The sequence below is a fragment of the Oceanobacillus chungangensis genome (assembly GCF_003369565.1).
GTDB classification, from domain to species: domain Bacteria; phylum Bacillota; class Bacilli; order Bacillales; family Amphibacillaceae; genus Oceanobacillus; species Oceanobacillus chungangensis.
Map to the genome: position 1 here is coordinate 60050 of NZ_PIOD01000020.1, position 23572 is coordinate 83621.

Genomic DNA, 23572 nt, shown 5'->3' on the forward strand with positions numbered 1-23572 from the left:
AGATGATTTCTTTGTTACAGTTAACGGCAAGCGATCTAAAGGAACAAATAATAAACAAGCTAATGATCGATAGAGGGATTGAGGTATCAGAAGCTACCGGTAAAGATGTTTATTATGCCCTTACGTCTGTTGTCAATGAGAAAATAACGCCACAATGGTTTCAGACTGATAAGAAATATAAGAGTCAAAATAATAAACAAGTATATTATTTATCGATGGAATTCTTAATTGGGAGGCTACTTGAAAGCAATCTACTAAATTGTGGGATATTAGATGTTACCAATGTGGTATTAGAGGAGCTTGGGTTCAATCCGTCAGAAATTTATGCTGCAGAGCATGATGCCGGCTTAGGTAATGGTGGCTTGGGCCGTTTGGCAGCCTGTTTCTTAGATTCACTTGCATCGCTAAACTACCCTGGTCACGGGTATGGAATCCGCTATCGTTATGGTTTATTTGAACAGCGTATTATTCATGGGAACCAGGTTGAACTGCCAGATTATTGGTTGAAGGATCCTTATCCATGGGAAACAAGGAATGAGAAAGAGGCGGTTGTTATTCAGTTCCATGGTGATGTACATATGTTTAAACGGAATGATGGTACATTAGAATTTAAATACGAGAATACAGACAAAGTAATGGCAGTTCCCTATGATATTCCTATTCTCGGCTATGAAAATGAAGTTGTAAATACGCTTCGTTTATGGAGTGCAGAAGCTGTTTTTCAAGATAATAAAGGGAAGTCAATTGGTGAGAATAAGGAATTTTATCGTGACTTAGACCATCAGCATTCGATTGAGCAAATCTCAGGTTTTCTTTATCCGGATGACTCTAGTCATGAGGGAAGAGAATTACGCTTAAAGCAGCAATACTTTCTTGTTTCTTCAAGTATCCAGAATATCATTAAATACTATAAAAAGACGAACAGAAAATCTTTAAGTCATTTACCCGAAAAGGTAGTAGTACAAATAAATGATACCCATCCAAGTCTTGCAATCCCAGAAATGATGCGAATTTTAATGGATGAGGAGCGATTTAGTTGGGATGCTGCTTGGAAAGTAACGACAAATGTGTTTGCCTATACAAACCATACGACACTGAGTGAAGCGTTAGAGACTTGGCCGAAAGACATGCTGCAAAACTTATTACCTCGCATCTATATGATTATTGAGGAAATTAATGAACGGTTCTGTAAAGACATTTGGCTTCATCATGAAGAATTACAGCATAAGGTTCATGAAATGGCCATTATTGCGGATGATCGTGTGCATATGGCTAGACTTGCGATTGTTGGCAGCTTTAGCATAAATGGCGTTGCACGGATTCATACGGATATATTAAAGAAGCAGGAAATGAAGACATTCTATTCACTTTTTCCTGAACGCTTTAATAATAAGACGAATGGTATCACCCATCGTCGTTGGTTGCTTCAAGCAAATCCGGAGCTAGCCAAATTAATTACTGATGTAATTGGCCCGCAATGGATCAAACGTCCAAAACAGTTAATTAGCTTATTAAAGTATTCCAATGATAGGTCATTGCTGGAGAAGTTTGACCAAGTGAAGCATGAGAATAAGAATGCACTTTCAAATTATATTTATCAGCAGACAGGAATTCTAATTGATAATCAGTCTATTTTTGATGTGCAAATTAAACGACTCCATGAATATAAGCGGCAACTCCTTAACATATTTCATGTTATTTATTTATATAACGAGCTGAAAGAGAATCCGAACCAGGATTTAACTCCGAGAACGTTTATATTTGGCGCAAAGGCTGCCCCGAGTTATCATATGGCAAAGGAAGTAATTAAGCTAATTAATACCGTTGCATCCATTGTTAACTATGATAAGGATATCCGAGGAAAGTTAAAGGTTATTTTTCTGGAAAATTATAATGTAAGTCTTGCAGAGAAAATCATTCCAGCAGCAGATATAAGTGAACAAATCTCAACCGCTAGTAAAGAGGCTTCTGGTACAGGGAATATGAAGATGATGATGAACGGTGCATTAACGCTTGGTACACTCGATGGTGCAAATATTGAAATCAACGACTTAGTCGGTAACCAAAACATGTTTATCTTCGGGTTAACATCAGATCAAGTATTAAATTATTATCAGAACGGTGGATATAACGCCCGCGATATTTATAACACGGATGACCGCATTAGAAGAATCCTGGACCAATTAAACCAAGGGGAATTTGGCATTCATGATATTGAGTTTAAGGATATTTATTATAATATCCTCTATCATAATGATCCATATTTTGTACTAAAAGATTTTGAGCCATATTTAGAAGCACATGAGCTTGCAGAACGTGCATATCGTGACCGAGCAACATGGATGAATATGAGTGTTACCAATATTGCATATTCAGGTAAATTCTCCAGTGATCAGACGATTCAGGAGTACGCGACAGATATATGGAAAATAAAGCGTGGATAATCTATATTAACAACCTGCATAGTTATTAAAGGATAAAATATGATTAAGGTCATTCCTAGTTGAAAAAATAGGAATGATCTTTTTTTCTGATAGCAATATATTTCTTGCTTTCTAGAATTCTCTTAAAGTCGGCTATAAAATGATAAAAATACTTTTTTGTCAATATATGGTATATATTGTAAAGTTACATACTCGAAAGTTTATTGCTTCAAAGGTATAGCTAACTAATACTCGAATAATGACGAATACTGATTTGTAATATATTGCATTTTGCCGAAAAAGATAGTATGATAACAAATATTGTACAAATCTCACTTCAATTATCTGAATAGAACAACAATTGAGATATGCCTTGAATAATATAATACGACTAGGGGGAGCATAATATGAAAGACAAGCAGATATCGTTTGGTGCATATTTAGCAATCGGATTTATGCTATTTGCATTATTTTTTGGAGCAGGAAATTTAATTTTCCCTGCACAGTTGGGGCAATATGCTGGGACAAATCTTCTGCCAGCAATAATCGGATTTCTGATTACGGGTGTAGGACTTCCATTACTTGGAATCCTGGCAATGGGTTTCTCAGGGAGTAATAACTTACAAGACCTTGCAAGTAGAGTTCATCCAATTTATGGAGTATTCTTCACATCATTGCTTTACTTAACGATTGGATCATTCTTTGCAACACCCCGTACCGGAACAGTTGCATATGATATAGGTATTTCAACTTTCGTTAGCGATGAATTTCAACAAAGCGCATTATTAATATTTAGTTTTCTCTTTTTCTTGATTACAGCATTATTTTCAATGTATCCCGCGAGAATTGTTGATAATGTAGGTAAAATATTAGCACCAGCACTTGTTGTTTTACTTGTTTTTCTTTTGATTACGGCATTGGTTAAGCCAATGGGTTCAATACAACCGCCTGAAGGAGCATACGCAACTGGGGCATTTGCAAAAGGATTTCTTGAAGGATACAACACGATGGATGCAATTGCGTCTCTAGTATTCGGTATTATTGTCATTAATATTGTTAAATCAATGGGGATTACATCAAGATTAGGAATACTGCGTGCAACTTCGAAATCGGGTATTATCGCAATTGCATTATTAGCACTTATTTATGTAGGTATCGGGTATCTAGGAGCGACGAGCACTAGTGTATTAGGATTATTTGATAATGGTGGACCAGTTCTTAGTGGGGCTGCGGACTATTACTTTGGAACAGTAGGATTGATTCTGCTTGCAATTGTTATTATCCTTGCTTGTTTGACAACCGCAATTGGATTGATTACCGCAAATGCGGAATACTTCCATGCACTACTGCCTAAAGTTGGCTATAAGGCATTTGTCATTTTCTTTTCCTCGTTCTCTTTTGTGATTGCTAATTTTGGATTAACGAATATTATTACTTATTCACTTCCAGTTCTAATGTTTTTATATCCATTAGCTATCGTGTTGATGATTCTAACGTTTGTGTCACCATTGTTCCAGCATAAGCGCTTTGTCTATGTTGCGGCAACAATTATTACATTTTTAGTTAGTATTATCGATGGATTCAAGGCATTATGTGAATCGCTTAAAATCGATTACTATAACTGGTTAAGTCCTATTATTGATTTCTATGAAACATACCTGCCATTGTACAAGCAGGGACTTGGGTGGTTATTGCCAGCATTAATTGTAATTGTCATCACAGGTATTATCGCTCGTATACAGCATTCAGGTGCAACACAGGAAGCATAGGAACAGGAAAAATCCGGAAGCCTTTAGGCTTCCGGATTTTTAGTGGCTAGGAAAATCTTAATAATAGGTTGTCACCTAAAGACATGGTTAAAACCTTAATTTTTATGTTAGCGGTTTCTCGATTAATTACTATTAATCTTCTTTCTCCACTTCAAAAGCGTTAATGGTTCGTAACCAATTTTCCTTCATTATTGGTGAAAGCTTATCCTTGTCACCTTGCTTTAACAGTGAAATTATCGTCGTATGGTCATCAATCGATTGTTCAGTTAGTGTAATGGAGTTATGGTAAAACAATCGTCTAACATGCGCTTGAAGTGATTCGATGATTTTAGAAATATATGGATTGTTAGCAATGGAAACAATAATATGATGGAAATCTTCGTCTAATTTTAAGGCTGCATAAAAATTTTTAGATTGGATTGCACTAGCAAATCGATCATTCGTACTTTCCAGTAACTTGATTTCCTCATTCGTTATATTGGGAATTGCTAATTCGGCTGAAAGTGCTTGTAAGGCAGCTAGAGGGGGCAGAAGATCTTTGATTGCTTCTCTGTCGACTTCAGTTACCTGTGTTGCTTTACCTGGAAACATTTTTACAAATCCTTGTACTTCAAGGAGCTGTAGTGATTCACGAACCGGTGTTCTGCTGACATTAAGAGCTTTGGCCAGTTCGGTATCATTCAATTTCTCACCTGGAAGTAGTGTTCCATCAATAATCCATTGCTGTAACTGTCTAAATGCATTTTCCTTAGCCGATTGCCGAATCGGTTTTGCATGACCAGTTGGTATAGGCATGGTAATCCCCCTTACGAAATATCTATACAATTAGTATACCGTAAAAACCTTTAAATGGGTATATGCAATATATCGCTAAGAAGTAGAATACACAAATGAATGTAATAAAGAAAGTGGAAATTGGCATGATGAAGTGGAAAGAATTATGTCTAGTCTATCGGTATTTAGATAAACTGCGAATTAGGCGCAAGTTGATTTCCGCTTCGGACAGTCGAACACCTTAGGGCAACGCGGTCTGATCGATCGAAAAAGACTACTTCCGATGGATCTTCAGCCGTTGCTATTCCAGCAGGCCAAGGAAGGCTTCGACAGCGTTACATCGCACGATGAAAATCGTTTTTATTTTCGATGACAGCAATTGTAAAATTCCAGCGTAGAAAATACACGTAGACTCCTGCGGGAGGAAGGGCCTAGGTGAGACTTCGAAGTGCGAAAGCACAAGAAGGCTCACCAGCCCCCCGCGGAAAGCGAAGTGTATTTTCGGAGCGACCGGCCAGAGAGCCATTTCTCTCCTAAGTTAGTACGCACTTTATATCAACACTCCACGACTTAGAAAAAATCTCTTAGAAAATACTAATTTAAAAAGAAGCAGATAAGATAGTTTGATACTATCTTATCTGCTAAAATAGACGATCTGTCCAATTGATGATTCTTGGGAAATCATCGAGATGACGATTATAGGATTGATCTTTTAAATATAGTTTTGTCTTATTACCTTTGAGTGTGTGGAGTATAGTAGGCTTATCATCCACATAGTAGTCAAGCTGCAAATCACGAATGGTATGCACCTTTTCATGATCCTGCATCCCATAGAAAAAACGATTATGATGAACAGGGAATCCTCGTTCTGTTAACCATTGTTTGGTTCGCTCACCATGTTCCTTTGGTCGAGCTGTTATATAGTATATTTCATCGCCACGTTCACCGAGACGTTGAAGTGTTTCGAGAGCTCCAGGGAAAATCGGGCAGTCTGTATAATAGATTTCTTCGAGAGAAATGTTCCACATCGACTTACCCTGTTCATCGGTTAAACCAAATGGTTCGTGGATTTCGACTCTTTCAATAGCATGAAAAATATCGAGTGAGATATCTTTTTTTAATTTCTTATTGTAAATATGAAAAGCATGTTCTCTAAGATTGATTAACGTGTCGTCGATATCAAAGCCAAATCTCATTATATTCCATCCTTGTAAATTGGATAGCCCGTAAACTTAAAGTCGGGTCCAATTGGTGAAATAGTAATATTGGTTAGTTCGACTGCATCCTTCATTTTATCAATTCCTGTTCCTTCAAGGAATGAGGGGGCTTCACTTCCACCAATAAGTTTTGGTGCTACATAGAGAACGACTTTATCAATTAATTTATTTTCTAAAAAGGCTGCATTAATATTACCGCCACCTTCAATAAGAACTGAGGAAACACCTTTTTCACCTAATTGTGTTGCCACATCTGTTGGGTTAACTGAATCAATCCCAGTAGTTGCAAAGATAGAGATACCTAATGCTTCCAGCTTGCTTCGTTTATCTTGATCATGATTTTGGCTAGTAAATATCCAAGTTTCTGCTTGATTATCGGTAATTAATTGAGAATTTAATGGGATTCTCAATTTAGAATCCATGACAATACGAATTGGATTCCTGCCATTGGGAATTCGAGCAGTTAGTGCGGGGTCATCCTTTAATACCGTATTTATTCCTACTAATATTGCCTTATTCTCACTTCGAAGCTGATGGACATCGAGTCTTGCTTGTTCAGATGTAATCCATTTGCTATTAAAGGAATGGGAAGCAACCTTTCCATCCAGTGTAATACCTGATTTTAAAGTAATAAATGGTTTCTGCTTGATAATATACTTATTAAACACTTCATTCATTTGAATGGATTCTTCTTCTTTTATACCAGTAATGACTTCAATGCCTGCATCTTCAAGTATTTTTACACCGTTTCCTGCAACGATAGGGTTTGGATCTAGTGTAGCAATCACGACCTTCTTGATTCCTGCCTCGACAATTGCAATCGCACATGGACCTGTCCTGCCGTGATGGGAGCATGGTTCTAGTGTGACATATATTGTGCCACCCTTCGCCTTATCGCCGGCCATCCGCAATGCATTAATTTCAGCATGAGCTTCCCCAGCCTTCATATGGGCACCAACACCGACAATGCGATTATCATTAACAATAACAGATCCAACTAATGGGTTAGGATCCGTTTGTCCTTTCATTGCTTGCGCATTTTTAAGTGCTAAATCCATATAGAATTCATGGTTACTCATTTGCGCAATTCCCTTCAGCCTCTAAGTGACCAGATTTGATAATCTTTGTTTGCAAATACTTTTCATTGTATTCGGAAACGTCTCCCCATAATGGTACTCTGCCGGCAACAAACATACCCGAATTCATTAATGCTTCTAGTTTATTTGGGTTGTTCGTTATTAGAGTTACAGGCTTCGTGCGCAGGCTTTTTAAAACTTGGATCGCATCATCATAATTTCTAGAGTCATTGACAAAGCCGAGACTTTCATTAGCTTCTACAGTATCAAAGCCATTTTCTTGTAGAACATATGCCATTGCTTTTGAGAATAAACCAATTCCTCTTCCTTCGTGATTGGCTAAGTAAAACAAAGCGCCTGCTCCGTGTTCTGTAATTTTCTTCATCGATTGTTTCAATTGGAAACCACAATCACATCGTTTACTACCGAATATATCGCCTGTATGGCAAATGGAATGCATACGAATCAACGCATCTGAATTTGTTTCGAAGTCACCATAAACAAGTACACTAGATTGCTGATAATCAGCAAGGTTAGAGGACGATAACTTTTCGATAATCTTCTCATAGTCCTCTGTTACTTCATCATAATTCAACCAGCAATACCATTTAAATTCGACAGTTTCACCATATAAATTAACGGGAAGCTTAATAGGCCCCACCAAGTAAATTGCACGATCATTAGATCTTATTAATTGTATTTTATCTTTTAAAACGGAATAAACTTTAGATTCAAGCTTCATTTTTTCCATGTTAATAGCTCCTCTCATTTCTTCATAAGTATAGTTAAAAAAGTATCTTTCATCAATATATTAATCTCGAGTATAGTTTGTATTTTCCTTTATTAATCGACTACCTAATATTATGCCAAATTTCCTATTTTAGTGTAGGTAGTCCTTGTAACATTAATATTTTAAATTTTTTAGATAATATGTTGAATATATGCCACTATCGAATATTACAACGATGAGAGGGAAAAATCAGAAGAGGTGATGAAATGGTTGAGGTAAGACAGTAGTGCTGTTCACATGTAAAGCTTCCATTTTCTCACTTCAATCAATGTCGATTGTCAGTGGTAAGTTCCTCTTTTATAGATGATTTTCTTACAACCCCAGCGGAAGAAATACAGGGAGACTTCTGCTGGAAGAAGAGCCTAGGTGAGACTAAGAAGCGCAATAGCGTGAGTAGTCTCACAAGTTTCCAGCGAAAAGCGTAGTGTATTTCTGGAGCGACTAGTCTGAGAGCTATAAGCACTAAAATAAAAAGAACTTTTTACCCTTATAATACGTATAAACAAATAGCAAATAGTAAGAGGGGAATTGACTATGAAAGACTATGAGATAAAAGCATATGATGAAGTACAGATATGGCGCGTAAGAGTGATGAAGAAGCCAAGTTTAATCAAAGGATTTTCAAAGAAAGCTCAAAATAAAGTAAATAGCTGGATACCAGAAAAAGCACATAAGATTATTACGGAGGCCATTAAGAATATGGTGAAAGCAACATTAGCAGGTTCTAATATTACTACAAAGAAACCAACTAATTCAGTAATGAGTCTTTATGAGATGGATGAGGCATTTAAGGTAAAACATTCGGTATATCGGAAAACAGCGGTTATTGAGGGTGCTGGGACTGGCGCAGGGGGGATCTTCCTTGGACTTGCAGATTTTCCGTTATTATTATCGATTAAAATGAAATTTCTATTTGAAGCAGCTGTGATTTACGGGTTTGATCCGAAGAAATATGAAGAGCGGTTATTTCTATTGCATATTTTTATGCTTGCATTTTCAAGTGATGCAAAGCGAAAAGAAACCTTATTTATCTTGGAAAACTGGGTAGAACAAAAAGAAAAGCTTATCGATATGGATTGGCAAGTATTTCAGCAGGAATATCGTGACTATATCGATTTAGTAAAGATGCTGCAATTAGTTCCTGGGATTGGTGCAGTTGTCGGTGCCTATGCAAACTATAATTTGATGGATCAATTAGCTGAAACAGCAATGAATGTATATCGCATGAGAATTTTAGATAGGAAGGCTATAGACGGTTAGAAAATACACCGTCTTTAGTCTTCCTGTTTTCCTGTAATCCCGTAAAAGAAAATTTTCGTTAGATCTTCAGAGAAGGGCAAAACCATTTGAACAACATCTTCTTTTCCTAAATATTCCTGGAACATTTGCAAATAGAATAATATAGCCTCATTGGATAAATTAGGGTCGGTGTATCCTTGCTTATTGCCATCACTTACAAACGCCATTAATAATGGCAATCCCCAACCCTCACTCCAACCAATCTATTTAACTTGCTACTAATTTTAAAGTAGGTACAATAGATGGGAAGGAGTATTGATATAAATGAGAATACCAATCCTATACGAGGATAACCACCTGCTTATTGTTGAAAAGCCGGTGAATATCCCAGTACAGGGAGATAATACGGGAGATAAAGATTTACTAACGATTCTTAAAGAGGACTTGAAAATTCGCTATCAAAAACCTGGAAATGTTTATTTAGGGCTCGTTCACCGTTTGGACCGTCCTGTTGGTGGTGTTATCGTATTTGCTAAAACCTCCAAAGCCGCATCTAGAATGTCTGACGTGATTCGCAGACAGGCAATGGAACGAAGGTATTTTACTGTAGTGCGAGGAAGTCCGACAAGAAGTCGAGCTATACTTATGCATCACTTAATGAAAGATAAACATAAAAATAAAGTGTATGCAGTTTCCCCGAATCATAAAGAGGCGAAAAAGGCATCACTTGAATATGTGAAAGTTGCTGAGGAGGAAAACCATAGCTTGCTGTCTATTGAACTTCATACAGGCAGATCACATCAAATACGGGTTCAGCTTTCTACAGAGGGTACACCAATCTATGGTGACCAAAAATATGGACAAGACATAAACCGACCGGGACAGCAAATAGCTTTGTGGGCTTATTCATTATGCTTCGAGCATCCAGTAAAAAAAGAAATGATAGAAGTTAAGTGCCCACCACCGAATAAATATCCATGGGAACTATTCTCGGGAGTACTAGACTTAAACTATCAATCTAGTACAAAGCAAGTACTATTCAGGCAATAATAAGAAAGAAGGCTTCTCGTGATGAAGAAAGCCTTCTTTTCTATCGTATTGAGGAAAGAGTCCACATTTTTATCGTCCCTTAACTATGATGCACTGGATGGGAATATACATGCTCTGGATAGTCTGTGACAATTCCATCAACATTTAAATTAATTAAGTGGTTTGCTTGTTTTTGGGATCTGGAGGTATACGGGAAAATCATCATATCTGCTTCATGAACCCGGCCAACAAGACTAGGCGTGACAATGTTCATATTCGGATTAAAATAATCAGCATATGATGCAAACTCTGCTAGCTGTTCATCTGTAATACCTGCCCAACTAAGTCCAGCTAGAACTCCATGAGGGACTCCTGGTAAAAGTTCTTTTGATTTTTTCATCGATTCATGATTAAAAGACTGGATAATAATCTTTTTATTGTTTGGTTTGTGCATATTTCTGTCTTTCAATGTTTTGGCAACTTCTTCCTCTATTCCCGGATAAAGTTCTGGGGCTTTAAGCTCTATTAATATACCAATTTTTCCATGAAATGCATCTAACACTTCTTCGAATGTAGGAACTATTTCACCGGTATAATCATCATTAAACCAGCTGCCTGCATCCAAGTTTCTTATTTCTTCGAATGTCAATTCACCTACATAACCTGTGCCATTTGTCGTACGATCTACAGTGGTATCGTGAATAATAACAAGTTCTCCATCCATTGTCATTTGCACATCAATTTCAATATAGTCTGCCTTCATTTCAAAGCCTTTTTGAAAGGATGTCATGGTATTCTCCGGTGCATGTCCAGATGCACCACGATGTGCTGTATTAATCATTTTTTGCCGTTCTTGCTTTGAGATGTTTTCCTGTGCAGCAAATGCAGGTAGGGTAAACACACTCATTCCTATGCCCACCACAGCCAATAGAGAAAAAATACGCTTCACAAAACCACTCCTTATTCATTTGTTAACTCTATTATAAGAAACGAATATGAAGTACATATTAATAGATTGTTAATAGATTATAAGGAATAGTACGAAATATTACCTGCTTCTAAAGTAGGGAGAGGACATTTTTACCCTATGAACTAACTGTATATTTGACACATTGCTTTAAGATTGGTTCAACAACATTATCTCCTATTCCTTTTGCTATCTTTAGAAGCATCATAGACTAATTTCCCTTAGATTACTCATCAATGTGGTAGGTACTTGGTTTCCTTTATCTTCTGTGGTGCATTCCAGTCCTTCAAAGCGGTCAGACTAGGTTCCCGGCATACCTCGGTTTATGTCGAAGTCTATTCTTATATAAGAAAACAAAAAAGCTGCCAACTTAACTTGGAAGCTTTTCTACTACGCTAAACAATTTATGAAGATAATACCCTCCTCGAAGCTGCTTTTTGATCAGGTAATCCATATAGATAAGTGAATCCTTTGCTATTTTTTTAGCCTGTCCCAGATTATTATGATCAATTTCATTTACTACTCCCCGGACAACTTCCAGTGAATAAACAGCAGATCGTATTGTTCGAATAATTAATAGTCTGCGGATATCAGCACGACTGTATTTCCGGTATCCATTATCAATATCACGTTCAGGTTCTATCAATCCTTCTTTTTCCCAATGCCTAAGTGTTGATGCTGGGACATTAACCTCTTCAGCAACCTCCTGAATTGAATACCAATCCTTTTTATGACGAGCGGAGAAATTTTCAAGATCATCTAATTCGAGTGCTAGGAGTGCTTGTTCTGATTTATGCTTCTCCTGATGCAGCCTTGCTTGAGCCTCATTCACTAACCAAAGCGCTTCTGTCAATTTATTTTCCTGTATAAGTGGCATAATTTTACGTACAATATCCATGCCAAAGCCATCGTTCATCGCTCGTATACATTCAAAATAAGCAACATGCACCTCTGTATAAAGCCTGTATCCATTTGCAGCACGGTTAACAGGAGGGATAATACCCCATGATTCATAATGTCTTAGTGCACTCGTACTAATTCCGAGCTTCCGAGCAATTTCAATTGGTTTAATCATAATGCAATCCTCCCAAGTTTCATCTTAAACATTAAAGTACTAGAAGGATAATTTCCAATGAAACCTATTAAATGAATGTAAAGTTAAATAACATTCTCATTTTCATCTATATCGTGGAATGAAGATGCACGTAACTATTTTAAAAAGAAGGAGGAATTATAAATAAGGTAAGTGGGACTTTATACATTTAAGGCATATATGAAAGCAATATATTGATTTTCCTTGTAAAAAAGATTAAAGTACCTCGACGGATTTATTTTATTCAATGTTGATAAAATAGGTTGTATTTTAACAAAGCTTACCACTTGCATTAATGTTATATACTATTACTGTGAGTCTAATTAAAGGGAGGAACTAATTTGAAAGATATGATTGTCATTAAAGGTGCGAAGGAAAATAATTTGAAAAATATTTCACTATCGATTCCAAAAAATAAACTCGTCGTAATAACTGGACCTTCAGGATCGGGGAAATCGACACTGGCGCTAGATACCTTACAACGAGAAAGTCAGCGGCAATTTATGGAATCGATGGGTATGCCAACAGACGGATTTAGTAAACCTAAAGTCGATTCTATGATTGGATTATCCCCCTCAATAAGTGTTGGACAGCATGTTACCAATCGAAATCCTAGATCAACGGTTGGAACCTTAACAGATATGTATACGTATTTAAGATTGATCTATGAAAAGCTCGGTGAGCGAATATGTCCAAACTGCCAAACAACTATTTTACCCTCACTAGATAAAGAGGCGAATGAAGAAGAGACCGCTAACTTCAAAGAATATATTCATTGTCATAATTGCCATCATCGTTTAGAAAAACTTACACGTTCCCATTTTTCATACAATACACTAGAAGGTGCTTGTCCAACATGTAGTGGACTTGGTTACGTAACAGATATTCACTTAGCATCCGTTTTTAAAGAGGACTTAAGTTTAAAGGAAGGGGCTGTCGCGATAGGCATGTGGAACGGATCATATGGTGAATATCAAAGACAGATATTAAAAGCAGCTTCTGAACATTATGGTATTGCCTTTGATGAAGATCTTCCACTGAAGGATTTCAGCGATGAACAGCGAGATTTATTATATTATGGAGTGGAAAGCGACATTTTTTCAGCCCACTATCCTGATGTCAAGCCACCTAAAACTGTAGGGAAAGGAAAGTTTGAAGGAATACTTACGGGAATGCAGAGAAGATACGAGGAAAAGGGCGGTAGCGCTAGTTCAGGTGAAGCTGCCTATTTCTATTCGCAAGTATGCTCGGATTGTCTTGGGAAACGGCTGAATAAAGAAAGCAGAGATGTACTCGTTGCAGGAACATCAATTACGGATGTATCAGACTATTCACTTGAAGCGATGCATGATTGGCTATTAGAGCTACAGCAATCACTCCGTTCTGAGGATGCTGTAATAGTTGAATCGTTTTTACATGATCTAATTTCCAAGGTAAACCGAATTATTCATGTTGGGTTAGGTTATTTATCTATGGATAGACAGACGATTACTCTTTCTGGTGGAGAAGCTCAACGTTTAAGGCTTGCGTCAATTCTTGGTTCTGGATTAACTGGTGTTCTCTATATTCTTGATGAACCAACTGCAGGACTACATCCAAAGGATACTAAAGGATTAGTGAAGATTATGAAACAGCTGCGAGATCTTGGTAATACGGTCCTTGTAATCGAACATGATGTTGATGTAATGAAAGAAGCGGACCATATTATCGACATCGGCCCAGGTGCTGGAATTAATGGTGGAACAGTTGTAGGCGTTGGTACATTGCTTGAACTAATGGAACAACCAGAGTCGGTTACTGGTGCATTTTTAAGAGATAAGCCAGTCCTGAATGAAAAACATCGGCAAGGTTCAGGTGAGCAATTGACGATCCATAATGCAACGAAACATAATTTGCAGAATGTCACCGTATCGATACCACTAGGATGTCTTGTATCGGTTACTGGTGTGTCGGGCTCAGGGAAGTCAACGTTAATCTTTGATGTGCTAGCGGCTGGTGAGAATGGCATCCATCAGGATTGTAAGGAAATTACTGGGTTTGAATCGATCGATAAAGTGATCACTGTAAATCAATCTGCTTTAAGTCGAATGCAACGTTCAAACATAGCTACCTATACCGATGCATTTACAAATATAAGAAATCTATTTGCAAGTTTACCTGAAGCGAAAGAGAATAAGCTTAAACCGAAAGATTTCTCCTTTAATACGACTGGTGGAAGATGTGAAAACTGCCAAGGTCTCGGATTCGTAGCAGTGAATATGTACTTTTCAGATGATATTGAAATCCCGTGTCCAGTTTGTCATGGCTCACGATTTAAGGAAAATATTTTACAAGTAACATATAAAGGCAATTCTATTTCAGATATTCTCGATATGTCAATTGAAGAAAGCTTGCCGATTTTTGAAGATCATAAGAAGCTATACCCGATTGTACAATTATTAAATGAAATCGGCCTGGGCTACTTGAAATGGGGACAATCACTAACGACATTATCCGGGGGAGAAGGGCAACGACTGAAACTTGCAAAAGAATTAAATAAGCCAGCGAATAAATCTACGCTTTATTTATTGGACGAGCCCTCAACAGGATTGCACCCAAGAGATGTGAAACAATTGCTTTTATTGTTAAATCGGTTAGTTGATGCAGGAAATACTGTGATTGTTGTAGAACATAACAGCGATGTGATTCGTGCGTCGGATTGGGTAATTGATTTAGGTCCAGAAGGTGGAAGTGCCGGCGGAAGAATCATAGCCGAAGGAAAACCTGAAGAAATCATAAAGCAAAAAGGTTCCCATACTGGTGCTTTTCTAGATATCAAGTAAAATAAAGGGAGACTTTGCTTGTGATGTCATTTTAATAAATTGCTGTGGAGCTCTCCACAGCAATAGTCATTTTTTATTTCACCATCAATTAAAATCGACAAATTTCAGCAATATTCGGGGAGTGACAGGCACTAATGAAAAAACAGGTACCAAAAGAAAAAAAAAGCATAAAACCGTTTATATCTTTAATTTTATCAACAAGGGTTCCAAAATTAGCACTAATATTTGGCTTGATAGGAAGTATTATTACGATGATCGTTGGACTCTCTATCCCATTACTGACAAGAGAGTTAGTTGACGGCTTCTCAGTAGAGGCATTAAGCGTCACGCTTATTGTCGTTATTTTCGTCGTGTTTATTTTACAGGCAGTAGTAGACGGTCTATCCACTTATTTACTAGCTGTTGTTGGACAAAGAATTGTTGCCAGACTGCGTGAAAAAATGTGGTTCAAGCTTATCCGTTTACCAGTAAGTTATTTTGATAAAAATGCGAGCGGCGAGTCTGTGAGCCGAGTAGTAAATGATACTGGAATCGTAAAAGACCTGATAACGCAGCATTTCCCACAGTTTATTACAGGCATAATTACAATTATTGGTGCAATTGTCATCCTAATTATCATGGATTGGAAGATGACGCTATTAATGTTGATTGCAGTTCCAGTTACGTTTGCAATTATGATGCCACTTGGTGGTAAAATGGCGAAGATATCAAAAGGAATGCAGGATGAAACCGCGACGTTTACAGGTGGAATCCAACAAACCTTAAGTGAAGCACGCCTAATGAAATCGTCGACTGCTGAGAAAGTAGAAGAGAAAAAAGGGGTAGAAGGAATTGGTAACCTATATCGTTATGGATTAAAAGAAGCGAAGATCTTCGCACTGATTGGTCCATCCATCTACACGATTATGATGCTTGTTATTGTAGCGATTATTGGTTATGGCGGAATTCGTGTTGCAGAAGGGACGATGTCCACTGGTTCACTTGTTGCATTTTTACTTTATCTTTTCCAAATCATTTATCCGATAACATCCTTTGCAATGTTCTTCACGGAGTTGCAAAAGGCTAAAGGAGCAACAGAACGTATTATTGAAATATTAGAAATACCAGAAGAGCCTGGACAAGAAGGAATCGATAAAGATATTGCAAATGAAACCGTTCATGTTAACAATGTTTCCTTTTCATATGATGAAGAAGATTCGGTGCTTAAGAATATCACATTCGATGCAAGGCCCGGTGAGATGATTGCATTCGCCGGACCGAGTGGTGGTGGTAAAACTACTTTATTCAGTTTACTCGAACGATACCATGAGCCAACTGCCGGAGATATCCTAATTGGCGATACACCGATTAATAGGCTATCGATGGTGTCATGGCGCAGTCAAATTGGTTATGTTTCTCAGGAAAGTGCGATGATGGCTGGGACAATTCGTGATAATTTGACTTACGGTCTAAGTAATGCAGAAAGTGTTACAGATGAGCAGTTATGGAAGGTTACTGAGATGGCTTATGCTGATACATTTATTAAAACTTTTGCCAAAGGCTTGGATACAGAAGTCGGTGAACGTGGTGTGAAGCTATCAGGCGGTCAACGCCAGCGGATTAATATTGCCCGTGCATTCCTGCGAGATCCGAAAATCCTAATGCTTGATGAAGCAACAGCAAGTTTAGATAGTCAATCGGAACATGCCGTTCAAGAAGCTTTAACACGCCTGATGGAAGGACGAACAACATTCGTTATTGCCCACAGGTTATCCACGATTGTTGATGCTGATAAAATTATCTTTATCGAAAAAGGGGAAGTAACAGGTTCTGGGACCCACCTGGAATTAATCGAAACTCACGAATTATACCGTAAGTTTGCGGAACAACAATTAACTTAGTGTATATTTAGTTGAATCTATGAAAAAAATCTGCCTCTCCTGGATGATAAGAATCTTCCAGGGGGGCTTTTTTTACAGATACGTATGTTAGGATTAGAAGTATTCGAAAAAATGCGTTATCTTTACAGGTAGGAACGGATTATATTATTACTGCATAGATGCAAAGAAGGATTGATGAAGGGGGTATACTACATGAACAATACATTAACGGTAAAAGGGATAACGATAGGAGAAGGGGCGCCAAAGATTTGTGTGCCGATGGTAGGAACAACAATCGAGCAGTTGATTAAGGAAGCAGAATTACTTACAACCCTGGATTTAGATATAGTAGAATGGCGTGTCGACTTTTTTGAATCGGTTGAGGATGTAGATAAAGTAAAAGAGGCATTAACTAAAATTAGAGAAAGATTAATCGATATTCCGCTTATCTTCACTTTTCGAAGTGCAAAGGAAGGTGGGGAAATGGAAGTCTCAATGGATTATTATGTCGCACTAAATAAAGCAGCTCTAGAGAGTGGCAATGTAGAATTCATTGATGTCGAATTATTTAGTGGTGAACAAATTGTAATCCAGCTTGTTGAATTAGCACATCAACAGGGGACAAGGGTCATCATTTCCAATCATGATTTTGAAAAAACTCCACCAAAGAAAGAAATTATAAATCGCTTATTAAAAGCACAAGATTTTGGAGCAGATATTCCGAAGATTGCTGTGATGCCTAACAATGTGCAGGATGTGATTACACTTTTGGATGCAACAAATGAAATAAGAACTCATTATGCAGACCGGCCGATTATTACAATGTCGATGGCGGGACAAGGGGTCGTTAGCAGATTAGCAGGAGAAATATTTGGCTCCGCGATTACCTTTGGAGCGGCAACGAAGGCTTCTGCTCCTGGACAAGTGGGAGTGCAAGAATTACGAGAAGTACTTGATTTAATCCATAATAATTTCCAGCCTTCCCAAGGAGAGATAAAGTAAGCATCTCACGGGAATGACATTAGAAAGTGCTGCTATATATGGTAAACACAAGCTAAAATTCGATAAAAGCTAGGTTAGTTGAACATGACGTTGTTCATATTTTATTCTCCACCCTCTTTCACATAGAAAGAGGTTTTTTCTTTTACATCGTGAAAAATGTCGACAAATGTTTCCTGAGGGAAAAAGAGTGAAATAAAGCAAAAATATATTGACAAATAAAAAAATAGGTACTAAATTTAGATGTAGCGAATAAAGTTTACTTAGGGAAACAAAAAGGGAGGAAGGGAAAATGAAGGCGTTAATAAAAAATCTAGTGGGATTTGCATTACTTGGTTTGTTGTTAGTTCTTGCTGCATGTGGTTCCAATAATAACGTGTCGGAGGGAACTTCCAGTAAAGATGAGAATAAAAAAATCAATGTCGTTACGACAATTGCCCAGATTGGCGAACCGTTATCAGTTATTGGTGGGGATCGTGTAAATGTGGAAAGTCTAATGGGACCTTCAGTTGATCCACATTTATATAACCCAACACAAAGTGATATTTCAAAGCTTGACGAGGCAGATGTTATTTTCTACAGTGGTTTGAACTTAGAGGCGAATATGGTGGAGATATTCAACTCAATTGGTGATTCCAATCCAGTACTAGCACTAGGAGATACTGTATCAGAGGAAGATATATTAAGAGATGAGAATGGTGCAGAAGATCCACATATTTGGTTTGATATTGACCTTTGGAGAAATGGGCTCGATGGAGCTGTTGAAGTGTTGAAAGAATACTCACCTGAAGATGCAGATTACTTTGAAGAAAACAAACAGAAATATTTTGCTGAATTAGACAAATTAAAACAAGATGCAGAAGAGCTAGCAGCAATTCCAGAATCCCATCGTGTTCTTGTAACAGCACATGATGCGTTTGGATACTTTGGAAGAATGCATAATTTAGAAGTAGTAGGTCTTCAAGGGTTAAGTACGGAAGATGAGATTGGTGTTTCAGATGTTAACGATACGATTAAACTTATTAAGGAATATCAAGTTCCTGCGATCTTTGTTGAGACCAGTATTAATCAAAAATCAATTCAGGCAGTAATAGAGGGGGCTTCAAGTGATGGAGTAGATGTGAAGTTAGGTGGTGAATTATACTCTGACGCGATGGGAGAACCTGGAACTAAGGAAGGAACGTACATCGGCATGTATAGACATAATATCAACACGATACATGATGCATTGAGTGGAGGAGGAAAGTAAGATGGCGAACCCAATTATTAATGTAGAGAACCTAGCAGCGTCCTATCGAAAAAATACGGTTCTCCATGATGTTGATTTTAAAGTAAATGCTGGTTCTTTAACCGCGATTGTAGGTCCTAATGGGGCTGGAAAATCAACACTTATCAAAACAATGCTAGATCTTCATCCCGCATTAGCTGGTTCTGTAAAGTTCTTTGGCTTACCTTTTACTAAAGCAAAGAAAAGAATCGGTTATGTTCCGCAACGGGGTTCGGTTGATTGGGAATTTCCAACAGATGCACTCGATGTTGTAACAATGGGTTTATATGGACAAATCGGCTGGCTTAAACGACCTTCTGCAATTCACAAAAAGAAAGCGTATGAGGCATTGGAAAAAATGGGGATGGAGGAATACGCAAGTCGACAAATAAGCCAGCTTTCCGGAGGTCAGCAGCAAAGGGTATTTTTAGCACGTGCGTTAGTGCAAAATGCCGACCTATATTTTATGGATGAGCCGTTAGCTGGAGTTGATGCTGCAACGGAACGTGCGATTATGACGATACTGCAGGAATTAAAATCAATCGGAAAGACCGTTATGGTAGTCCACCATGACCTCCAAACTGTGACAGATTACTTCGATCATGTTTTATTTTTAAATCGAACCATTGTAGAACATGGAGAAACAGGGGAAATATTTACAAATAAGAATATTGCTAGAACCTATGGTGGGAGTATACGTCAGATGGGAGATGAACATCGCCATGTGGTCCATACTTTTGAATAGTAATACTGGGTGGGTATTATTAAGTACAATGACGCTCGGCGTAGCTGCTGGGATAGTTGGCTGCCTGACATATTGGAAGCGGCAGAATTTGATGAGCGATGCACTGTCCCATGCAACATTGCCAGGTGTCGTTATTTCTTTTCTCTTCATCGGTGAGAAGAATTCAATCTTGTTGCTTTTGGGTGCTGCAATCAGTGCCTTAATCGGTGCACTTTTAATCCAGTGGATCACGACATCAAGTAGAATCTCTGAGGATTCATCGATGGGGATGATTTTATCCGTTTTTTACGGACTTGGAGTGATGCTTCTTTCGATAGCCAATAAATCGGCTGGGGGAAATCAAAGCGGATTAAATAGTTTTATTTACGGTCAGGCAGCTTCAATGGTCATGTCGGACGTGATAACAATGTTCCTGCTCGCCCTATTGGTTATCTTTATTATGGTAATCGGATTTAAAGAATGGAAAATCTATATTTTCGATCCGCAATTTGCAAAAGGTATCGGATTATCATTAAAAGGAATGAATGTGTTCTATACAGCAGTTCTTGTCACAACAATCGTAATCGGCATTCAGGCTGTTGGGGTCATTTTGATGGCCGCTATGATGATTACACCTGCAGTCAGTGCGCGTTATTGGACGCATTCATTTAAAATCATGGTGCTATTAGCGGCTGCATTTGGCGGTATTTCTGGTGCTGTGGGTACGTTAATAAGTGCAATAGGCAGTGGGCTGCCAACAGGAGCATTTATTGTCCTAGTCGCATCAGGACTATTTTTTATATCGCTTATTTTTGGAAAAGAGAAGGGGATTCTAATCCATTATTTACAATTTAAAATGCAACAAAGGGTTCATCTGGAAAGCACAGAAACACTTGAAACAGAGGGGGGAAGATAAAATGACCTATGCAGCTTGGATTATTTTAACCGCCTCTTTAGTTGGGGTATCCTGTGGGTTAATGGGTGTCTTCCTCATCCTGAGAAAGCAAGCAATGATGTCGGACGCGATTAGTCATTCGGTGCTATTAGGAATTGTAATTGCATATATTATTACAAGTGAAGTGAGCGGTTTTTATATGCTTGTCGGTGGGGTATTTGCAGGATTACTTACCGCCTTCTTAGTCCAAGGACTTGGTTCGTTAAATGTGCAACAAGATGCTTCAATGGGGATTGTGTTTACCACCTTGTTTGCAGTTGGGGTAATCTTAATTTCTACTTCTCTTGGAAATGCCCATTTGGATATACAGCATGCGTTAATGGGGGAGATAACATTTATTCCGTTTCATGCTATTTCGCTTCCGTTCATTGGTGAGGTGCCGGAAGCAACAGCATTATTAGCAATCGTTTTAGTAATCGTTCTGTTTTTTATTACAATTTTTTATAAAGAGTGGAAAATTACTACTTTTGATCCTGCGCTAGCTGCAAGTTTAGGTTTGCCAGTTCTAGTACTACACTATTTATTTATGAGTCTCATATCGGTGACAACGATTGCTTCCTTCGATGCTGTAGGAGCCATTATGGTCGTGGCAATGTTAATAACACCGGCTGCCTCCGCCTATCTATGGACAGAACGACTTACCATCATGCTACTATTAAGCAGCGTATTTGGGGTACTCGCCGCTATAGCTGGATACTATATAGCAGTTTGGATCGACACGTCCATTTCGGGGAGTATGGCATTTGCGACAGGAATAATTTTCTTGATTAGTTTTATCTTCTCACCAAGTCATGGAATACTTGCAAAATACATGCGTAAAGTGAAGACTGCATAAATACACATGAGGTGCACCTTATAATGCACCTCATGTTAATAATTAACAACTAACAATGATTAGTACGGCTCAGCATCATGCCCTTTTTCAATCGCATCTTGTACTGCTTGATCAGCATCTGTTGCACCGAGTGGATGCATTTCTTCTGCCATTTCCATTCCTGTATTATTCTTTCCAGCTAAGCCTTCTCGCAAAAGACGACCATATTCCTCGTCAGCTTCTTCCGCTAATGCAATCATTTTATCTTGAATCACCTTTGCACATGTGGATAGGTCACCAATTAAATTGGATAATAATTCGTCTTTTTCCCATTGCTCAAAACTGCGATATGTTTCTCCAGCTTGTTTTGTATTATCGTCCCTGTCAATTGATTCACGGACTAAATTTCCCTCGACTATTGGTGTGTATTCTTTGCCGGTCTGTTCTGCTTCCTTTAATCCACCCAAGCTAGATGGTTCATAGTTAACATGAGGGTTCTGATTTGGTGCCTTATCATTGTAATATCGTAGTGTTCCGCCCTCTTGATTGGTCGCTACTCGCTTTTTCGCAGCATTGATTGGCAGCTGCAAATAGTTTGCACCAACACGATAACGCTGGGTATCAGAGTAGGAGAACGTTCTCCCTTGCAGCATTTTATCATCGGAGAAATCAAGTCCATCGACAAGGACCCCAGTACCAAAAGAAGCCTGTTCCACTTCATTAAAATAATTCTCTGGATTTTTATTTAATACCATTTTGCCAACTGCTCGCCAAGGGAATTGATCCTCTGGCCAGAGCTTCGTGTCATCAAGTGGATCAAAATCAAGCTCGGGATGAGGACCATCCTCCATGATTTGCACCAAAAGCTCCCACTCAGGATAATCGCCCTTTTCAATTGCTTCATATAAATCCTGTGTAGCATGGTTAAAGTTCTTCCCTTGAATTTCTCCCGCTTCTTTTGCTGTTAAATTTTTTATCCCTTGCTTCGGTTCCCAATGGTATTTAACAAGTACTGCTTTTCCTTCTTCGTTCACCCATTTATACGTGTTCACACCGGATCCTTGCATCATTCGGTAGTTCGCTGGTATGCCCCAAGGCGAATAGATAAATGTCACCATGTGGAAGGATTCTGGTGAATTTGCACAAAAGTCAAAGAAACGTTCACTATCTTGGATGTTCGTTACTGGATCTGGCCTGAATGCATGGATCATGTCGGGGAATTTCATTGCATCACGAATGAAGAATATTTTTAAGTTATTTCCGACTAAATCCCAATTACCATCTTCTGTGTAAAATTTCACTGCAAAACCACGTGGATCACGAACCGTCTCTGGAGAATGCAGTCCATGAACAACCGTGGAAAATCGAACAAAAACAGGGGTTTGCTTTCCTTTTTCTTGGAAAACTTTCGCCCGTGTATACTTGGAAATCGGGTCATCCCCAGCCATTCCGTAAGTTTCAAAGTAACCATGTGCACCAGCACCACGTGCATGGACAATTCTTTCTGGTACTTTTTCCCGATCAAAATGACTAATCTTTTCGATAAAATCATAGTTCTCTAGAGTCGCAGGACCACGATTTCCAACAGTACGGATGTTTTGATTGTTTGTAACAGGATGTCCTTGCCTAGTTGTTAGTGTGTCTTCGTTTTCGATATTCGTCTTATTATTATCTTCCGCCATTTTAATCTCCTCTTTCCTACAATATGTAATAAATTGTGTAAAAACAAATCATCCATAGTGTGTCCCAAAAGAG

General features: G+C 38.2%; 19 protein-coding genes. 11 read left to right on the plus strand and 8 right to left on the minus strand.

The window, feature by feature from the left end; genetic code table 11:
* The first annotated feature begins 11 nt into the window (after window positions 1-11).
* Both CWR45_RS15180 and brnQ read left to right on the plus strand, forming a co-directional pair.
* Window positions 12-2444 (plus strand): glycogen/starch/alpha-glucan phosphorylase, encoded by a 2433-nt coding sequence (locus CWR45_RS15180; RefSeq protein ID WP_281271865.1) that lies wholly within the window; start codon window positions 12-14, stop codon window positions 2442-2444.
* Between the two features lie 386 nt (window positions 2445-2830).
* A complete protein-coding gene (gene brnQ, locus CWR45_RS15185) occupies window positions 2831-4192 on the plus strand; it encodes a branched-chain amino acid transport system II carrier protein (protein WP_115750710.1) in 1362 nt (453 codons plus the stop codon).
* Window positions 4193-4324: 132 nt separating this feature from the next.
* On the opposite strand, the gene CWR45_RS15190 is transcribed toward brnQ, so the two are convergent.
* The 4 genes from CWR45_RS15190 to CWR45_RS15205 form a co-directional block, all read right to left on the minus strand.
* On the minus strand, window positions 4325-4987 hold the full coding sequence (locus CWR45_RS15190; protein ID WP_115750711.1) for a GntR family transcriptional regulator: 663 nt from the start codon (window positions 4985-4987) through the stop codon (window positions 4325-4327).
* A 620-nt stretch (window positions 4988-5607) separates the two neighbouring features.
* Entirely contained in the window at window positions 5608-6162 is a 555-nt protein-coding gene (locus CWR45_RS15195) for a 5' nucleotidase, NT5C type (RefSeq protein WP_115750712.1), read from the minus strand.
* Window positions 6162-7262 carry a bifunctional diaminohydroxyphosphoribosylaminopyrimidine deaminase/5-amino-6-(5-phosphoribosylamino)uracil reductase RibD gene (gene ribD, locus CWR45_RS15200; protein ID WP_115750713.1) on the minus strand — a complete coding sequence of 367 codons (1101 nt, stop codon included), beginning with the start codon at window positions 7260-7262 and terminating at the stop codon, window positions 6162-6164. Before ribD ends, CWR45_RS15195 begins: the two co-directional genes overlap by 1 nt.
* Window positions 7255-8010 carry a GTP cyclohydrolase II gene (locus CWR45_RS15205; RefSeq protein ID WP_115750714.1) on the minus strand — a complete coding sequence of 252 codons (756 nt, stop codon included), beginning with the start codon at window positions 8008-8010 and terminating at the stop codon, window positions 7255-7257. Before CWR45_RS15205 ends, ribD begins: the two co-directional genes overlap by 8 nt.
* Before the next feature lie 573 nt (window positions 8011-8583).
* On the opposite strand from CWR45_RS15205, the gene CWR45_RS15210 reads away from it, so the two are divergent.
* Window positions 8584-9309, plus strand: coding sequence for an EcsC family protein (locus CWR45_RS15210; RefSeq protein WP_115750715.1), 726 nt, complete (start codon window positions 8584-8586; stop codon window positions 9307-9309).
* A gap of 14 nt (window positions 9310-9323) precedes the next feature.
* Here CWR45_RS15210 and CWR45_RS15215 read toward each other — a convergent pair whose 3' ends face one another.
* On the minus strand, window positions 9324-9527 hold the full coding sequence (locus tag CWR45_RS15215) for a hypothetical protein (protein ID WP_115750716.1): 204 nt from the start codon (window positions 9525-9527) through the stop codon (window positions 9324-9326).
* An 85-nt stretch (window positions 9528-9612) separates the two neighbouring features.
* Between CWR45_RS15215 and CWR45_RS15220 the strand changes: the two genes are divergently transcribed.
* The gene (locus CWR45_RS15220; RefSeq protein ID WP_115750717.1) at window positions 9613-10338 is read left to right on the plus strand and encodes an RluA family pseudouridine synthase; all 726 of its coding nucleotides are present in this window, start codon (window positions 9613-9615) and stop codon (window positions 10336-10338) included.
* 79 nt (window positions 10339-10417) lie between these two features.
* Here CWR45_RS15220 and CWR45_RS15225 read toward each other — a convergent pair whose 3' ends face one another.
* Complete coding sequence (locus tag CWR45_RS15225; RefSeq protein WP_245975431.1) at window positions 10418-11266, minus strand: glycerophosphodiester phosphodiesterase; 849 nt, start codon at window positions 11264-11266, stop codon at window positions 10418-10420.
* Window positions 11267-11654: 388 nt separating this feature from the next.
* On the minus strand, window positions 11655-12359 hold the full coding sequence (locus CWR45_RS15230) for a MerR family transcriptional regulator (RefSeq protein ID WP_342770188.1): 705 nt from the start codon (window positions 12357-12359) through the stop codon (window positions 11655-11657).
* A gap of 359 nt (window positions 12360-12718) precedes the next feature.
* Here CWR45_RS15230 and uvrA point away from each other — a divergent pair, with 359 nt between their 5' ends.
* From uvrA to CWR45_RS15265, 7 genes are all read left to right on the plus strand, one after another.
* A complete protein-coding gene (gene uvrA, locus CWR45_RS15235) occupies window positions 12719-15199 on the plus strand; it encodes an excinuclease ABC subunit UvrA (RefSeq protein WP_115750720.1) in 2481 nt (826 codons plus the stop codon).
* 134 nt (window positions 15200-15333) lie between these two features.
* Entirely contained in the window at window positions 15334-17079 is a 1746-nt protein-coding gene (locus tag CWR45_RS15240; protein WP_115750721.1) for an ABC transporter ATP-binding protein, read from the plus strand.
* A 192-nt stretch (window positions 17080-17271) separates the two neighbouring features.
* A complete protein-coding gene (gene aroD, locus CWR45_RS15245; protein WP_115750722.1) occupies window positions 17272-18060 on the plus strand; it encodes a type I 3-dehydroquinate dehydratase in 789 nt (262 codons plus the stop codon).
* A 289-nt stretch (window positions 18061-18349) separates the two neighbouring features.
* Window positions 18350-19306: a metal ABC transporter solute-binding protein, Zn/Mn family gene (locus tag CWR45_RS15250; RefSeq protein ID WP_115750723.1), complete on the plus strand. Its 957-nt coding sequence runs from the start codon at window positions 18350-18352 to the stop codon at window positions 19304-19306.
* A 1-nt stretch (window position 19307) separates the two neighbouring features.
* Window positions 19308-20069 (plus strand): metal ABC transporter ATP-binding protein, encoded by a 762-nt coding sequence (locus CWR45_RS15255; protein ID WP_115750724.1) that lies wholly within the window; start codon window positions 19308-19310, stop codon window positions 20067-20069.
* Entirely contained in the window at window positions 20047-20964 is a 918-nt protein-coding gene (locus CWR45_RS15260) for a metal ABC transporter permease (RefSeq protein WP_115750725.1), read from the plus strand. The genes CWR45_RS15255 and CWR45_RS15260 overlap by 23 nt, the downstream gene beginning before the upstream one ends.
* A 1-nt stretch (window position 20965) precedes the next feature.
* Entirely contained in the window at window positions 20966-21838 is an 873-nt protein-coding gene (locus CWR45_RS15265) for a metal ABC transporter permease (RefSeq protein ID WP_115750726.1), read from the plus strand.
* Between the two features lie 59 nt (window positions 21839-21897).
* On the opposite strand, the gene CWR45_RS15270 is transcribed toward CWR45_RS15265, so the two are convergent.
* Entirely contained in the window at window positions 21898-23499 is a 1602-nt protein-coding gene (locus CWR45_RS15270; protein ID WP_115750727.1) for a catalase, read from the minus strand.
* Window positions 23500-23572 lie beyond the last annotated feature (73 nt).

Coding starts and splice junctions, on each gene's coding strand:
- CWR45_RS15240 (WP_115750721.1), top strand. CDS start 15,334: ATGAAAAAACAGGTACCAAAAGAAAAAAAAAGCATAAAACCGTTTATA.
- aroD (WP_115750722.1), top strand. CDS start 17,272: ATGAACAATACATTAACGGTAAAAGGGATAACGATAGGAGAAGGGGCG.
- CWR45_RS15195 (WP_115750712.1), bottom strand. CDS start 6,162: ATGAGATTTGGCTTTGATATCGACGACACGTTAATCAATCTTAGAGAA.
- CWR45_RS15205 (WP_115750714.1), bottom strand. CDS start 8,010: ATGGAAAAAATGAAGCTTGAATCTAAAGTTTATTCCGTTTTAAAAGAT.
- CWR45_RS15210 (WP_115750715.1), top strand. CDS start 8,584: ATGAAAGACTATGAGATAAAAGCATATGATGAAGTACAGATATGGCGC.
- ribD (WP_115750713.1), bottom strand. CDS start 7,262: ATGAGTAACCATGAATTCTATATGGATTTAGCACTTAAAAATGCGCAA.
- CWR45_RS15270 (WP_115750727.1), bottom strand. CDS start 23,499: ATGGCGGAAGATAATAATAAGACGAATATCGAAAACGAAGACACACTA.
- CWR45_RS15260 (WP_115750725.1), top strand. CDS start 20,047: ATGTGGTCCATACTTTTGAATAGTAATACTGGGTGGGTATTATTAAGT.
- CWR45_RS15220 (WP_115750717.1), top strand. CDS start 9,613: ATGAGAATACCAATCCTATACGAGGATAACCACCTGCTTATTGTTGAA.
- CWR45_RS15190 (WP_115750711.1), bottom strand. CDS start 4,987: ATGCCTATACCAACTGGTCATGCAAAACCGATTCGGCAATCGGCTAAG.
- CWR45_RS15255 (WP_115750724.1), top strand. CDS start 19,308: ATGGCGAACCCAATTATTAATGTAGAGAACCTAGCAGCGTCCTATCGA.
- brnQ (WP_115750710.1), top strand. CDS start 2,831: ATGAAAGACAAGCAGATATCGTTTGGTGCATATTTAGCAATCGGATTT.
- CWR45_RS15250 (WP_115750723.1), top strand. CDS start 18,350: ATGAAGGCGTTAATAAAAAATCTAGTGGGATTTGCATTACTTGGTTTG.
- CWR45_RS15265 (WP_115750726.1), top strand. CDS start 20,966: ATGACCTATGCAGCTTGGATTATTTTAACCGCCTCTTTAGTTGGGGTA.
- CWR45_RS15230 (WP_342770188.1), bottom strand. CDS start 12,359: ATGATTAAACCAATTGAAATTGCTCGGAAGCTCGGAATTAGTACGAGT.